The sequence below is a fragment of the Streptomyces sp. NPDC046876 genome (genome assembly GCF_040645035.1).
Taxonomy (GTDB): domain Bacteria; phylum Actinomycetota; class Actinomycetes; order Streptomycetales; family Streptomycetaceae; genus Streptomyces.
The window spans coordinates 42,165-56,303 of the sequence record NZ_JBEYXK010000024.1; the positions used below are offsets into that span (position 1 = coordinate 42,165).

Consider the following 14,139-nt stretch of genomic DNA (forward strand, 5'->3'; position numbering starts at 1 on the left):
CTCTGGGGAGCCGGCGGGCTTCCTTTTCCCCGCCCTGCGGAACGCAGAGTGCCGTACCGGGCGCCCTGCGTACCCGGCGGCCCGGCCGCCACGGCCGGTCGTCAATTCCGGTACGGCAGCGGATCTCCGGCGCGATAGGGTCGGAGAACGAATTCTTCCTCCGTAGTGATCGACATGCAGAGAGCGGTGCAACGTGTCCGGTGGAGAGGTGGCCGGGATCCTCGTGGCCGTCTTCTGGGCCATCCTGGTCTCCTTCCTCGCCCTCGCGCTGGCGAGGCTGGCCCAGGTGCTCAAGGCGGCCACCAAGCTGGTGGCCGACGTGACCGAGCAGGCCGTCCCGCTGCTGGCGGACGCCTCCACCACCGTCCGCTCCGCGCGCACCCAGCTCGACCGGGTCGACGCCATCGCGAGCGACGTCCAGGAGGTCACCTCCAACGCCTCCGCCCTGTCCTCCACCGTGGCCTCCACCTTCGGCGGCCCCCTGGTCAAGGTCGCCGCCTTCGGCTACGGAGTCCGCAAGGCGCTCGGCAGGGACCGGGACGGGGCGCCGCGCGCCACGGAGCGACGCACCGTGATCGTTGGCCGTACGGTGCCGGCGGCCCGGCGCCGCAAGCAGAAGGGCTGAAGACGCCGATGTTCCGCCGAGCCTTCTGGTTCACCGCAGGCGCTGCCGCCGGCGTGTGGGCCACCACCAAGGTCAACCGGCAGCTGAAGAAGCTGACGCCGGAGAGCCTCGCCGCCCAGGCCGCCGACAAGGCCGTCGAGGCCGGCCACCGCCTCAAGGACTTCGCCCTCGACGTCAAGGCGGGAATGATCCAGCGCGAGGACGAGCTGAACGACGCACTGGGGCTGCACCAGGACCCCGACCGGCCCGACAACGTCACCGCCCTCCCCGGGCCGCGGCGGCCGCGGGCCATCCAGAACGACAAGCGCCTCCGGGCCACCGACCGACCGAACCTTACGTACATCAACCGGAATGAGGACCACTGATGGAGTCGGCTGAAATCCGCCGCCGCTGGCTGAGCTTCTTCGAGGAGCGCGGTCATGCCGTTGTCCCTTCGGCGTCGCTCATCGCGGACGACCCGACTCTGCTGCTGGTCAACGCGGGCATGGTCCCGTTCAAGCCGTACTTCCTCGGTGAGACCAAGCCGCCGGCCCCGCGGGCCACCAGCGTGCAGAAGTGCGTGCGCACCCCGGACATCGAAGAGGTCGGCAAGACCACCCGCCACGGCACGTTCTTCCAGATGTGCGGCAACTTCTCCTTCGGCGACTACTTCAAGGAAGGCGCCATCAAGCTGGCCTGGGAGCTGCTGACCACCCCGGTGGCCGACGGCGGCTACGGGCTGGAGCCGGAGAAGCTCTGGATCACCGTCTACCAGGACGACGACGAGGCCGAGCAGATCTGGCGCGACGTCATCGGCGTCCCCGCCGAGCGCATCCAGCGCCTGGGCAAGAAGGACAACTTCTGGTCCATGGGCGTCCCCGGCCCCTGCGGCCCCTGCTCCGAGATCAACTACGACCGGGGCCCCGAGTTCGGCGTCGAGGGCGGCCCGGCCGTCAACGACGAGCGGTACGTGGAGATCTGGAACCTGGTCTTCATGCAGTACGAGCGCGGCGCCGGCGACGGCAAGGAGGACTTCCCGATCCTCGGCGACCTGCCGTCGAAGAACATCGACACCGGTCTCGGCCTCGAGCGCCTGGCGATGATCCTGCAGGGCGTGCAGAACATGTACGAGACCGACACCCTGCGCGTGGTCATGGACAAGGCCACCGAGCTGACCGGGGTCCAGTACGGCGCCGCCAAGGAGACCGACGTCTCCATGCGCGTGGTCGCCGACCACATGCGCACCTCCGTCATGCTCATCGGTGACGGCGTGACCCCCGGCAACGAGGGCCGCGGCTACGTGCTGCGCCGCATCATGCGCCGCGCCATCCGCAACATGCGCCTCATGGGCGCCACCGGCCCGGTCGTGAAGGACCTCATCGACGTCGTCATCGACACGATGGGCCAGCAGTACCCGGAGCTGATCACCGACCGCAAGCGCATCGAGACCGTCGCGCTCGCCGAAGAGGCCGCCTTCCTCAAGGCCCTCAAGGGCGGCACGAACATCCTCGACACCGCCGTCACCGAAACCAAGGCCGCCGGCGGCACCGTCCTCTCCGGCGACAAGGCGTTCCTGCTCCACGACACCTGGGGCTTCCCGATCGACCTCACCCTCGAGATGGCCGCCGAACAGGGCCTGACCGTGGACGAGAGCGGCTTCCGCCGCCTGATGCAGGAGCAGCGCGACCGCGCCAAGGCCGACGCCAAGGCCAAGAAGACCGGCCACGCCGACGTCTCGGCCTACCGCGAGATCGCCGACACCGCCGGCGGCACCGAGTTCACCGGCTACGCCACCAACCAGGGCGAGGCCACCATCGTCGGCCTGCTCGTCAACGGCGTCTCCGCCCCGGCCGCCTCCGAGGGCGACGAGGTCGAGGTCGTCCTCGACCGCACCCCGTTCTACGCCGAGGGCGGCGGCCAGCTCGCCGACCAGGGCCGGATCAAGCTCGACACGGGCGCCGTCATCGAGGTCCGCGACGTGCAGCAGCCGGTCCCGGGCGTTTCGGTCCACAAGGGCTCCGTCCAGGTCGGCGAGGTCACCGTCGGCGCCTCCGCGTACGCCGCGATCGACGTCCGGCGCCGCCGGGCCATCGCCCGCGCCCACTCCGCCACGCACCTGACCCACCAGGCGCTGCGCGACGCCCTCGGCCCGACGGCCGCCCAGGCCGGCTCCGAGAACAGCCCGGGCCGCTTCCGCTTCGACTTCGGCTCGCCGAACGCCGTCCCCGGCACGGTCCTGACCGACGTCGAGCAGAAGATCAACGACGTGCTCTCCCGCGAGCTCGACGTGACCGCCGAGATCATGAGCATCGACGAGGCGAAGAAGCAGGGCGCCATCGCCGAGTTCGGCGAGAAGTACGGCGAGCGGGTCCGCGTCGTGACCATCGGCGACTTCTCCAAGGAGCTGTGCGGCGGCACGCACGTCGGCAACACCTCCCAGCTGGGCCTGGTCAAGCTGCTCGGCGAGTCCTCCATCGGCTCCGGCGTGCGCCGCGTCGAGGCCCTCGTCGGCGTGGACGCGTACAACTTCCTCGCCAAGGAGCACACGGTCGTCGCCCAGCTCCAGGAGCTGGTCAAGGGCCGCCCGGAGGAGCTGCCGGAGAAGATCGCCTCCATGCTCGGCAAGCTGAAGGACGCCGAGAAGGAGATCGAGAAGTTCCGCGCAGAGAAGGTCCTCCAGGCCGCCGCCGGCCTCGCCGAGAACGCCCAGGACATCCGCGGCGTCGCCCTCGTCGTGGGCCAGGTCCAGGACGGCACCGGCGCCGACGACCTGCGCAAGCTGGTCCTCGACGTCCGCGGCCGCATCCAGGGCGACCGCCCGGCCGTCGTGGCCCTGTTCACCGTGGCGAACGACCGCCCGCTGACCGTGATCGCCACCAACGAGGCCGCCCGCGAGCGCGGCCTGAAGGCCGGCGACCTGGTCCGCACCGCCGCCAAGACCCTCGGCGGCGGCGGTGGCGGCAAGCCGGACGTCGCCCAGGGCGGCGGCCAGAACCCGGCCGCAGTGCCGGAGGCCATCGCCGCGGTCGAGCGCCTCGTGGTGGAGACGGTCTGACCATGACGCTGCGCCGCGGCCGCCGACTGGCCATCGACGTCGGGGACGCCCGGATCGGGGTCGCCTCCTGCGACCCCGACGGGGTGCTGGCCACTCCGGTGGAGACCGTCCCCGGCCGGGACATCCCCGCTGCTCACCGGCGGTTGCGGCAGCTCGTCGAGGAGTACGAACCCCTGGAGGTCGTGGTCGGCCTGCCCCGCTCGCTCAGCGGGCGGGAGGGGCCGGCCGCGGCCAAGGTGCGCGCCTTCGCCACGGAACTCGCCAAGGGCATCAAGCCGGTCGTGGTCCGCCTGGTGGACGAGCGGATGACCACGGTCACCGCCGCCCAGGGCCTTCGGGCCTCCGGGCGCAACGCCAAGAAGGGCCGGTCGGTGATCGACCAGGCAGCCGCTGTGGTGATCCTCCAGAACGCTCTTGAGACCGAACGGGTATCGGGTAATCCGCCCGGCGAGTGCGTCGAAGTGGTTGTCTGATCGCGATACGGTAACGTTCCGCGAGACGTGGCGGCATTCGAACAGCCGTCGCCCACCACTTCAGAGGCGGAACCGGGTGCCTGGCGGCCGTTGCCAGGTACTCCGTCTCGCGGCTCTAGGGGATCCATGACTGAGTATGGCCGGGGCTCTGGCCCCGAACCGTGGCACCCGGAGGACCCCCTGTACGGGGACCCCGGGTGGGGCGGGCACGAGGCCCAGCAGGGTCAGATGCCCTATGGCGGTGGCCCGCAGCAGCAGTATCCGCAGGAGCCGCAGTACCAGCAGCAGTACGTCCAGCACGTCCAGCACGTCCAGCAGCACGACCAGTACGGGCAGCCGATGCAGGGCTATGCCCCGCAGCAGCCCCACCCGGCCCAGCAGATGCCGCAGCCGCAGCCGCAGCCGCAGCAGATGCAGCAGATGCAGCAGCAGACGTACGCAGGCCAGGGCCAGGCCTGGGACACCGGCCAGATCCAGTACGCAGACCCCGTCCAGACCGTCGACCCGTACGCGGGCGCGGAGCCGTACGCCCAGCAGCCCATCGGCGGCTTCCCCGGCGAGGCCCCCGACCTCTACGGCACCGACGAGGCCTACCCGCCGCCGACGCCCCCCGGCCGCCGCCACCTGGAGCCCGAGCCGGGCCTGGAGGAGGAGGACGACGAGGACGCCGCCTCCTCGGACGGTGACTCCGACGCCCCGGCCGGCGGCGGCCGCCGTGCGGGCCGCGGCAAGGGCGGCAAGGGCGGCAAAGGCAAGGACAAGGGCAAGAAGAAGAGCAGCAAGGCCGCCTGCCTCGTCGCCGCGGTCGTGATCCTCGGCGTGGTCGGCGGGGGCGGCTACTACGGCTACAGCTACCTCAAGGCGCGCTTCGGCGCCGCCGAGGACTACACGGGTGCCGGTACCGACGAGTCCGTCGAGGTGCAGATCCCGCAGAACGCCACCCTGGCCCAGATGGGCAACATCCTGAAGGAACACGGGGTCGTCGCCAGCACGGACGCGTTCGTCGCCGCAGCCCAGGCGAACAAGAAGGGCACCTCGATTCAGGCGGGCGTCTACACGCTCAAGAAGAAGATGTCGGCCGCGTCCGCCGTCGCGGTGATGATCGACCCCTCCAAGCTCAACGTCCTCACCATCCCCGAGGGCACCCGCGCCATCGACGTCTACAAGGCGATCGACAAGAAGCTCGGCAAGCCCGAGGGCACCACCGCCCAGATCGCCAAGCAGGAGTCCAAGGACCTCGGCCTGCCCGCCTGGGCCGCGAACAACGCGAAGATCCGCGACCCGCTGGAAGGCTTCCTCTACCCGGCGCGCTACGACCTGTCCAAGGAGACCACGCCGCAGTCCCTCCTCAAGCAGATGATCCGCAACGCGAACGACAAGTACGCGTCCATCGGCATCGAGGAGAAGGCGAAGGCGCTCGGCCTGGAGAACCCGCTCCAGCTGGTCACGGTCGCGAGCCTCGTCCAGGTCGAGGGCAACAAGCACGAGGACTACCGCAAGATGTCCGAGGTCATCTACAACCGCCTGAAGAAGACCAACGACGTCACCAACCAGAAGCTCGAGTTCGACTCGACGATCAACTACCTCAAGAACACGAGCAACATCAACGTCACCCGCGAGGAGACGCGCAAGCTCGACGACCCGTACAACACGTACTTCTACAAGGGCCTCACGCCCGGACCCATCAGCAACCCGGGCAGCGAAGCCATCAACGCCGCGCTCGACCCCGACAAGGGCGGCTGGATGTTCTTCGTGTCGGTCGACGGCAACACGACGACCTTCACCAAGACGTTCGCGGAACACGAGAAACTGGTGGCGCAGTTCAACGAACGTCAGAGCAAGAAGTCGGGTGGGTAGGTAACAGATGTCACGCATACGGGCCGCGGTGCTGGGTTCGCCCATCGAGCACTCCCTTTCACCGGTGCTGCACCGCGCCGCGTACCAGGAGCTCGGCCTCGCCGAGTGGTCGTACGACCGCTTCGAGATGGACGAGGCCGCGCTCCCCGGCTTCATCGCCGGCCTCGGCCCCGAATGGGCCGGACTGTCGCTGACCATGCCGTTGAAGCGGGCGGTCATCCCGCTCCTCGACGACATCAGCGACACCGCCGCCTCCGTCGAGGCGGTCAACACCGTCGTCCTGACGAAGGACGGCCGCCGCCTCGGCGACAACACCGACGTCCCCGGGATCATCGCCGCGCTCCACGAGCGCGGCGTGGACCGGGTCGACAGCGCCGCCATCCTCGGAGCCGGCGCCACGGCCTCCTCCGCGCTGGCCGCGCTCCAGCGGATATGCACCGGCGAGATCACGGCGTACGTCCGCTCCCGCGCCCGCGCCGAGGAGATGCACCAGTGGGGCGCGCGGCTCGGCGTCCGCGTCCGCACGGCCGACTGGTCGCAGGCCCCGGAGGCGCTCGCCGCGCCCCTGGTGATCGCCACGACCCCGGCCGGAGCCACCGACGCCCTCGCGGCCGCCGTCCCCGACGCGCCCGGCACGCTCTTCGACGTCCTGTACGACCCCTGGCCGACCGCCCTCGCCGCCGCCTGGTCGGAGCGCGGAGGGCGCCTGCTGGGCGGCTTGGACCTCCTGGTGCACCAGGCCGTGCTCCAGGTCGAGCAGATGACCGGCTGCACGGCCGGACCGCTGGCCGCCATGCGTGCCGCCGGCGAGGCCGCCCTCACAGCGCGCCACTGAGCCGCCCCGCCGCGTACCTGATGAACTGCGGCGGGAAATATTGCCCCGCTCCAGTCGCACCGGCCAGGGTGGGGCGGTGCACCGCCGTCCGCCTGCTGGACCGGGGGGCGGCGCACCGGCCCGGACGTGGGAGGATCGGGTGAGGCGGGTCCGGGCCGCGCACCCGGCCGCGCCGCCGCAGTACCAGGCGCGAGCATGAGGAGCATCGTTGAGCAGGTTGCGTTGGCTGACCGCTGGGGAGTCGCACGGTCCGGCGCTGGTGGCGACGCTGGAGGGGCTTCCCGCCGGCGTTCCGGTCACCACGGAGCTGGTGGCCGACCACCTGGCGCGGCGCCGGCTGGGGTACGGCCGTGGTGCGCGGATGAAGTTCGAGCAGGACGAGGTGACGTTCCTCGGCGGTGTCCGCCACGGGCTCTCCCTCGGTTCGCCGGTCGCGGTGATGGTCGGCAACAGCGAATGGCCGAAGTGGACGAAGGTCATGTCGGCCGACCCCGTCGACCCGGCGGAGCTGAAGGAGACCGGCCGCAATGCCCCGCTGACCCGGCCGCGTCCGGGCCACGCCGACCTGGCGGGCATGCAGAAGTACGGCTTCGACGAGGCCCGGCCGATCCTGGAGCGCGCCAGCGCCCGTGAGACCGCGGCCCGTGTGGCCCTCGGCGCCGTGGCGCGCTCCTTCCTGAAGGAGGCCGCCGGCATCGAGATCGTCTCGCATGTGGTCGAACTGGCTGCTGCCAAGGCCCCGTACGGTGTCTACCCGACCCCGGCGGACGTGGAGAAGCTGGACGCGGACCCGGTGCGCTGCCTCGACGCGGACGCGTCGAAGGCGATGGTCGCGGAGATCGACCAGGCCCACAAGGACGGCGACACCCTGGGCGGTGTCGTGGAGGTCCTCGCCTACGGTGTGCCGGTCGGCCTCGGCTCGCACGTGCACTGGGACCGCCGCCTGGACGCCCGCCTCGCGGCGGCGCTGATGGGCATCCAGGCCATCAAGGGCGTCGAGGTGGGCGACGGCTTCGAGCTGGCCCGCGTGCCGGGCTCGCAGGCCCACGACGAGATCGTCTCCACCCCCGAGGGCATCAAGCGCACCTCCGGCCGCTCCGGCGGCACCGAGGGCGGCCTGACCACCGGTGAACTCCTGCGCGTCCGCGCCGCGATGAAGCCCATCGCGACCGTCCCGCGGGCCCTGGCCACGGTGGACGTGGCCACCGGCGAGGCGGCCGCCGCGCACCACCAGCGCTCCGACGTCTGCGCCGTCCCCGCCGCGGGCATCGTCGCCGAGGCCATGGTCGCCCTGGTCCTCGCCGACGCCGTCGTGGAGAAGTTCGGCGGTGACTCCGTCGCCGAGACCCGGCGCAACGTGCAGTCCTACCTCGACAACCTGCAGATCCGGTGACCGGATCACCCCTGGTCGTCCTCGTCGGCCCCATGGGGTCCGGCAAGTCCACGGTGGGGGAGCTGCTGGCCCGGCGGCTCGGCGTCCCCTACCGGGACACGGACGCGGACATCGTCGCGGCGCAGGGCCGTGCGATCTCCGACATCTTCGTCGACGAGGGCGAGCCGTACTTCCGTGAGCTGGAGCGGCAGGCGGTCGCCACCGCCGTCGCCGAGCACACCGGAGTCCTCGCCCTCGGCGGCGGCGCCGTCCTGGACGCGGGCACCCGCGCCCTGCTGGCCGGCCTGCCCGTGGCGTACCTGTCGATGGACGTCGAGGAAGCCGTCCGGCGCGTCGGGCTGGGCGCCGCGCGCCCGCTGCTCGCCGTCAACCCGCGCCGCCAGTGGCGCGAGCTGATGGAGGCCCGCCGCCCCCTGTACACCGAAGTCGCGCGCGTCGAGGTGCCCACCGACGACCGCACCCCCGAAGAGGTCGCCCAGGCGGTCCTCGACGCTCTGGAGTTGAAGGACGTATGACAGACCAGGTGACGCGGATCCACGTCGGCGCCAGCGCCGGCCACGACGCGTACGACGTACTGGTCGGCCGCCAACTGCTCGGCGAGCTCGGCGGCCTCATCGGTACGAAGGCCCAGCGGGTCGCCGTGATCCACCCCGAGGCGCTCGCCTCGACCGGTGAGGCGCTGCGCGACGACCTCGCCGAGCAGGGCTACGAGGCGATCGCCATCCAGGTGCCGAACGCCGAGGAGGCCAAGACGGCCGAGGTGGCCGCGTACTGCTGGAAGGCCCTCGGCCAGTCCGGCTTCACCCGCACCGACGTGATCGTCGGCGTCGGCGGCGGCGCCACCACCGACCTGGCGGGCTTCGTCGCGGCCACCTGGCTGCGCGGGGTGCGCTGGATCGCGGTGCCCACCACGGTCCTGGCGATGGTCGACGCGGCCGTCGGCGGCAAGACCGGCATCAACACGGCCGAGGGCAAGAACCTCGTCGGCTCCTTCCACCCGCCCGCCGGCGTCCTGTGCGACCTCGCGGCGCTGGAATCGCTGCCGGTCAACGACTACGTCAGCGGCCTCGCGGAGATCATCAAGGCGGGCTTCATCGCCGACCCGGCCATCCTCGACCTGATCGAGGCCGACCCGGCCGCCGCCCGCACCCCGGACGGCCCGCACACCGCCGAGCTGATCGTCCGCTCGATCCAGGTCAAGGCCGACGTGGTCTCCAGCGACCTGAAGGAGTCGGGGCTGCGGGAGATCCTGAACTACGGGCACACCCTCGCGCACGCCATCGAGAAGAACGAGCGCTACAAGTGGCGCCACGGCGCGGCCGTGTCGGTCGGCATGGTCTTCGCCGCCGAGCTCGGACGGCTCGCCGGCCGCCTCGACGACGCCACCGCCGAGCGGCACAAGCAGATCCTGGCCTCCGTCGGGCTGCCGCTGACCTACCGCGGCGACCAGTGGCCCAAGCTGCTGCAGACCATGCAGGTCGACAAGAAGTCCCGCGGCAACCTGCTGCGCTTCATCGTCCTGGACGGCCTGGCCAAGCCGACCGTGCTGGAGGGCCCCGACCCGGCGCACCTGATCGCCGCGTACGGCGAGGTGTCCGCATGAGCCGCAAGGTGCTCGTCCTGAACGGCCCCAACCTGGGCCGGCTCGGCTCGCGCGAGCCCGACGTGTACGGGGCCACCTCGTACGCGGGGCTCGTGGAGACCTGCCGGGAGCTGGGCGGGGAGCTCGGCTTCGACGTCGAGGTCCGCGAGACCAACGACGAGGGCGAGATCATCCGCTGGCTCCACGAGGCCGCCGACGGGAAGATCCCCGTGGTGATCAACCCGGGTGCCTTCACGCACTACTCGTACGGGATGCGGGACGCGGCCGCCCAGCGGACCGCCCCGCTGATCGAGGTCCACATCTCGAACCCGTACGCGCGCGAGGAGTTCCGGCACACCTCGGTCATCGCCCCGGTGGCGACCGGGACGGTGGCGGGCTTCGGCATCGGCTCCTACCGGCTGGCCCTGCGCGCCCTCGCGGACGAAGTGGCCGTCTGACGGCGCCGAGGGGCGCCGCGCGGCGCCAGGGGGCGCCGGTGGGCGCTGCAGCCTCCGTGGTCATATAACGTTCTCGCATCAGTCGGCCGGAACGGGACGGAGTAGCAGCGGATGCACCAGGGAGTCGGGGGCGCCAGCGGAGGCTGGGGCCCGCCGGGACACCAGCCGGCGGTGCCCCCGCAGCCGCCGATACCCCCTGCACCGCAGGGGTGGCCGACGGCACCTCCGCCGCCCCCGCACGTGCCGCACCCGCACCTGCCGCCGCCCGGGCCCGACACCACCGGGCACATCCCGCTGCCGCCCGCCGTGGCCGGTGCCCCCGGCCACGGCCCGGCCGGCGCCGGCACCGGCACGGCCGTGCTGGCCGTGCTGCTGATCGGCCCGGCCGGCGCGGGCAAGACCACCGTGGCCCGGCACTGGGCGAGCACCCGCCCGGTGCCGACCGCGCACATCAGCCTCGACGACGTCCGCGAATGGGTCTGCTCCGGCTTCGCCGACCCGCAGGCCGGCTGGAACGACCACTCCGAGGCCCAGTACCGCCTCGCCCGCCGCACCTGCGGCTTCGCCGCCCGCAACTTCCTCGCCAACGGGATCTCCTGCATCCTCGACGACGCCGTCTTCCCCGACCGCCCCGTCGTGGGCCTCGGCGGCTGGAAACGGCACGTCGGCCCGGCCCTGCTGCCCGTGGTGCTGCTGCCCGGACTGGAGATCGTCCTCGAGCGCAACGCCGAGCGCTCCGGCAACCGCCGCCTCTCCGACGAGGAGGTCGCGCGGATCCACGGCCGGATGGCCGGCTGGTACGGCTCCGGCCTGCCGATCATCGACAACTCCGACCTCGACGTGGAGGCCACCGCCCGCGCCCTCGACGACGCCCTGGCCCGCGCCATCACGGCCCCCGCCCCCTACTGACGGCTCAGGACCCAGGACCGCGCCCGGCCCCGTACGGCGGCGCCCGTCAGGCCGGATGGGCCGGTCGCTCGTAGGCTCGAAGACATGTCAGACGTGTACGCGGCCCGTCGTGGCCTGCTTCGCGACCGCTGTGCCGCCGCCGGGAACGCCGCCGCACTGATCACGCGTCCGGCGAACGTCCGCTACCTCGCCGGGGGCTCCCCGCGCGGCGCCGTCCTCCTCCTCGGCCCCGGCGGCCAGGACATGCTGTTCACCGTCGGCCCGCCCAGCGGCGAGGCCGAGGAAGGCCGCCTCGACGAGAAGCTCGGCCTCAGCATCCTGCCCGTCCCCGGCGCCGACGCGGCCGTCGCCGCCGCCGACCTGGCCGGATCCGCACGGGCCGACTCGCTCGCCGTGGAGGAACACCACCTCACCGTCGCCCGCCACCGCGCCATCGGCTCCGTCGCGCCCCGGCTGCGCCTCGCCGACCTCGGCCACGCCGTCGAACAGCAGCGCCTGGTCAAGGACGAGGAGGAGATCGCCTGCCTGCGGATCGCCGCCGAGATCGCCGACCAGGCCCTCGGCGAGCTGCTGGAGTCGATCCTCGTCGGGCGCACCGAACGCCACCTCGCCCTGGAGCTGGAGCGCCGCCTCGTCGACCACGGCGCGGACGGCCCGGCCTTCCCCACCTCCGTCGGCACCGGGCCCCACTCCGGCCGCTCCCGGCACCGGCCCTCCGACCGGCGCGTGGAGGAGGGCGACTTCCTGTCCGTCTGCCTCGGCGCGAACTACCGCGGCTACCGGTGCGAGATCGGCCGGACCTTCGTCATCGGCACCACCCCCGCCGACTGGCAGATCGAGCTGTACGACCTCGTCTTCGCGGCCCAGCGGGCCGGCCGCGAGGCCCTCCTGCCCGGCGCCGCCTACCGCGAGGTCGACCACGCGGCGCGCTCCCTGCTCGACTCGGCCGGATACGGGGAAGCGCTCGCTCCGTCGACCGGACACGGCGTGGGCCTCGAAATCGACGAGGACCCGCAGCTTGCACCTACGGCAATGGGTAAACTGGACGCTTGCGTGCCGGTCACCGTCGAACCGGGGGTCCACCTTCCGGGCCGGGGCGGGGTCCGGATCGATGACACGCTCGTCGTACGCCCCGAGGCGGACGGCGGTCCCGAGCTACTCACCATTACGACCAAGGAGCTGCTCGCGCTGTAGTCCGCTGTGCCGGGCCGTGCGTGCACCCGTGGTCTTCCAGTGCAGGAGATTCCGCAACCGTGGCTTCCACGAACGACCTCAAGAACGGCATGGTGCTCAAGCTCGAAGGCGGCCAGCTCTGGTCCGTCGTCGAGTTCCAGCACGTCAAGCCCGGCAAGGGCCCGGCCTTCGTGCGCACCAAGCTCAAGAACGTGCTGTCCGGCAAGGTCGTCGACAAGACCTTCAACGCCGGCGTGAAGGTCGACACGGCCACCATCGACCGCCGCGACATGCAGTTCTCCTACATGGACGGCGAGTACTTCGTCTTCATGGACATGGAGACCTACGACCAGCTGCACGTCGACAAGAAGGCCGTCGGCAACGCCGCCAACTTCCTGGTCGAGGGCTTCACCGCCTCCGTGGCCCGCCACGAGGGCGAGGTGCTCTACGTCGAGCTCCCGGCCGCCGTCGAGCTGACGATCCAGCACACCGACCCGGGCGTCCAGGGCGACCGCTCCACCGGCGGCACCAAGCCCGCCACGCTGGAGACCGGCTACGAGATCCAGGTCCCGCTCTTCGTCACCACCGGCGAGAAGGTCAAGGTCGACACCCGCACCAGCGACTACCTCGGCCGGGTGAGCAGCTAACCGTGGCTGCCCGAAGCAACGCGCGCAAGCGCGCCTTCCAGATCCTGTTCGAGGCCGACCAGCGCGGGGTTCCCGTGCGGGAGGTCCTCGCGGACTGGGTCCGTCACGCGCGGTCGGACGACCGGCAGCCGCCGGTCAACGCCTTCACGATGGACCTCGTCGAGGGCTACGCCGACAAGGTGAAGCGCATCGACGACCTGATCGTGACCTACGCCGTGGACTGGGAGCTCGACCGCATGCCGGTCGCCGACCGGAACATCCTGCGGCTCGGGGCGTACGAGCTGATCTGGGTGGACGACACCCCGGACGCCGTGGCCATCGACGAGGCCGTGCAGCTGGCCAAGGAGTTCTCCACGGACGAGTCGCCTTCGTTCGTGAACGGCCTGCTGGCCCGCTTCAAGGACCTGAAGCCGAGCCTGCGCCGGGGCGAGTAGCCCCCGCCCGGCCCGGTACGACGGCAGGGCCCGCCGCGCCATCGCGCTGCGGGCCCTGCCGTCGTATGTGCGGGGAGGCGAAAACCGGTGAGGACCGGGAGCCACATCTGGCTCCCGGCCCTCACCGGTAACGTTTCTGCTGGTCCTGGGGCCGAGGACTAGGCGTCCTCGTGCGCCACCGCACGCCGCGCGTCGGCGTCCAGCACGCCCCAGCTGATCAGCTGCTCGGTCAGCACCGAGGGGGACTGGTCGTAGATCACGGCCAGGGTGCGCAGGTCGTCCTGGCGGATCGACAGCACCTTGCCGTTGTAGTCCCCGCGCTGGCTCTGGATCGTCGCCGCGTAGCGCTGCAGCGGACCGGCCTTCTCGGCGGGCACGCCGGCCAGCCGCTCCAGGTCCAGGCGCAGCTTCGGCGGCGGCTCGGCCGCACCGCCGGGGGTCGTACCCGGCAGCAGCTCCTGCACCGGCACCCCGTAGAAGTCCGCCAGCTCGGCGAGGCGCTGGACGGTCACGGCGCGGTCCCCGCGCTCGTACGAACCGACCACCACGGCCTTCCACCGGCCCTGGGACTTCTCCTCGACACCGTGGAGGGAGAGGCCCTGCTGGGTGCGGATGGCGCGGAGCTTGGCCCCGAGCTGTTTGGCGTATTCGCTGGACATAACGCTCCCGGACGTAACTACGGGCGGCTCCGCCGCGCGGTCTGGTAACTCACTGTGAGG

15 protein-coding genes are annotated in these 14,139 nt (G+C 71.7%); 14 read left to right on the forward strand and 1 reads right to left on the reverse strand.

The window, feature by feature from the left end; translation table 11 throughout:
• Positions 1-193 precede the first annotated feature (193 nt).
• From ABZ924_RS16020 to nusB, 14 genes are all read left to right on the forward strand, one after another.
• The gene (locus tag ABZ924_RS16020; protein ID WP_361909100.1) at positions 194-625 is read left to right on the forward strand and encodes a DUF948 domain-containing protein; all 432 of its coding nucleotides are present in this window, start codon (positions 194-196) and stop codon (positions 623-625) included.
• 8 nt (positions 626-633) lie between these two features.
• On the forward strand, positions 634-990 hold the full coding sequence (locus ABZ924_RS16025) for a DUF6167 family protein (RefSeq protein ID WP_361909103.1): 357 nt from the start codon (positions 634-636) through the stop codon (positions 988-990).
• Complete coding sequence (alaS, locus tag ABZ924_RS16030) at positions 990-3,659, forward strand: alanine--tRNA ligase (protein WP_361909106.1); 2,670 nt, start codon at positions 990-992, stop codon at positions 3,657-3,659. The genes ABZ924_RS16025 and alaS overlap by 1 nt, the downstream gene beginning before the upstream one ends.
• Before the next feature lie 2 nt (positions 3,660-3,661).
• On the forward strand, positions 3,662-4,132 hold the full coding sequence (ruvX, locus tag ABZ924_RS16035) for a Holliday junction resolvase RuvX (protein ID WP_361909109.1): 471 nt from the start codon (positions 3,662-3,664) through the stop codon (positions 4,130-4,132).
• Between the two features lie 228 nt (positions 4,133-4,360).
• Entirely contained in the window at positions 4,361-5,989 is a 1,629-nt protein-coding gene (gene mltG / locus ABZ924_RS16040) for an endolytic transglycosylase MltG (protein ID WP_361909112.1), read from the forward strand.
• 7 nt (positions 5,990-5,996) lie between these two features.
• Positions 5,997-6,824, forward strand: a complete 828-nt coding sequence (locus ABZ924_RS16045; protein ID WP_361909115.1) for a shikimate dehydrogenase — start codon at positions 5,997-5,999, stop codon at positions 6,822-6,824.
• Positions 6,825-7,032: 208 nt separating this feature from the next.
• On the forward strand, positions 7,033-8,217 hold the full coding sequence (aroC, locus tag ABZ924_RS16050; RefSeq protein ID WP_361909117.1) for a chorismate synthase: 1,185 nt from the start codon (positions 7,033-7,035) through the stop codon (positions 8,215-8,217).
• The gene (locus tag ABZ924_RS16055) at positions 8,214-8,732 is read left to right on the forward strand and encodes a shikimate kinase (RefSeq protein ID WP_361909120.1); all 519 of its coding nucleotides are present in this window, start codon (positions 8,214-8,216) and stop codon (positions 8,730-8,732) included. Before aroC ends, ABZ924_RS16055 begins: the two co-directional genes overlap by 4 nt.
• Positions 8,729-9,820: a 3-dehydroquinate synthase gene (aroB, locus tag ABZ924_RS16060; RefSeq protein ID WP_361909123.1), complete on the forward strand. Its 1,092-nt coding sequence runs from the start codon at positions 8,729-8,731 to the stop codon at positions 9,818-9,820. The genes ABZ924_RS16055 and aroB overlap by 4 nt, the downstream gene beginning before the upstream one ends.
• Positions 9,817-10,257 carry a type II 3-dehydroquinate dehydratase gene (gene aroQ, locus ABZ924_RS16065; RefSeq protein ID WP_361909126.1) on the forward strand — a complete coding sequence of 147 codons (441 nt, stop codon included), beginning with the start codon at positions 9,817-9,819 and terminating at the stop codon, positions 10,255-10,257. The genes aroB and aroQ overlap by 4 nt, the downstream gene beginning before the upstream one ends.
• Positions 10,258-10,368: 111 nt before the next feature.
• Positions 10,369-11,166: an AAA family ATPase gene (locus tag ABZ924_RS16070; protein ID WP_361909129.1), complete on the forward strand. Its 798-nt coding sequence runs from the start codon at positions 10,369-10,371 to the stop codon at positions 11,164-11,166.
• 84 nt (positions 11,167-11,250) lie between these two features.
• Positions 11,251-12,360 carry an aminopeptidase P family protein gene (locus tag ABZ924_RS16075; RefSeq protein WP_361909132.1) on the forward strand — a complete coding sequence of 370 codons (1,110 nt, stop codon included), beginning with the start codon at positions 11,251-11,253 and terminating at the stop codon, positions 12,358-12,360.
• Between the two features lie 59 nt (positions 12,361-12,419).
• Positions 12,420-12,986 (forward strand): elongation factor P, encoded by a 567-nt coding sequence (efp, locus tag ABZ924_RS16080; protein WP_361909135.1) that lies wholly within the window; start codon positions 12,420-12,422, stop codon positions 12,984-12,986.
• A gap of 2 nt (positions 12,987-12,988) precedes the next feature.
• A complete protein-coding gene (gene nusB / locus ABZ924_RS16085; RefSeq protein ID WP_361909137.1) occupies positions 12,989-13,420 on the forward strand; it encodes a transcription antitermination factor NusB in 432 nt (143 codons plus the stop codon).
• 158 nt (positions 13,421-13,578) lie between these two features.
• Here the strand turns inward: nusB and bldD are convergent, their stop codons facing one another.
• Positions 13,579-14,079 (reverse strand): transcriptional regulator BldD, encoded by a 501-nt coding sequence (bldD, locus tag ABZ924_RS16090; RefSeq protein ID WP_030841550.1) that lies wholly within the window; start codon positions 14,077-14,079, stop codon positions 13,579-13,581.
• Positions 14,080-14,139: the final 60 nt, after the last annotated feature.

What these genes read in the sequence shown, in the direction of transcription:
- ABZ924_RS16075 (WP_361909132.1), top strand. Translation starts at nt 11,251, where the DNA reads ATGTCAGACGTGTACGCGGCCCGTCGTGGCCTGCTTCGCGACCGCTGT.
- aroB (WP_361909123.1), top strand. Translation starts at nt 8,729, where the DNA reads ATGACAGACCAGGTGACGCGGATCCACGTCGGCGCCAGCGCCGGCCAC.
- ABZ924_RS16025 (WP_361909103.1), top strand. Translation starts at nt 634, where the DNA reads ATGTTCCGCCGAGCCTTCTGGTTCACCGCAGGCGCTGCCGCCGGCGTG.
- mltG (WP_361909112.1), top strand. Translation starts at nt 4,361, where the DNA reads ATGCCCTATGGCGGTGGCCCGCAGCAGCAGTATCCGCAGGAGCCGCAG.
- aroQ (WP_361909126.1), top strand. Translation starts at nt 9,817, where the DNA reads ATGAGCCGCAAGGTGCTCGTCCTGAACGGCCCCAACCTGGGCCGGCTC.
- bldD (WP_030841550.1), bottom strand. Translation starts at nt 14,079, where the DNA reads ATGTCCAGCGAATACGCCAAACAGCTCGGGGCCAAGCTCCGCGCCATC.
- ruvX (WP_361909109.1), top strand. Translation starts at nt 3,662, where the DNA reads ATGACGCTGCGCCGCGGCCGCCGACTGGCCATCGACGTCGGGGACGCC.
- alaS (WP_361909106.1), top strand. Translation starts at nt 990, where the DNA reads ATGGAGTCGGCTGAAATCCGCCGCCGCTGGCTGAGCTTCTTCGAGGAG.
- ABZ924_RS16045 (WP_361909115.1), top strand. Translation starts at nt 5,997, where the DNA reads ATGTCACGCATACGGGCCGCGGTGCTGGGTTCGCCCATCGAGCACTCC.
- ABZ924_RS16070 (WP_361909129.1), top strand. Translation starts at nt 10,369, where the DNA reads ATGCACCAGGGAGTCGGGGGCGCCAGCGGAGGCTGGGGCCCGCCGGGA.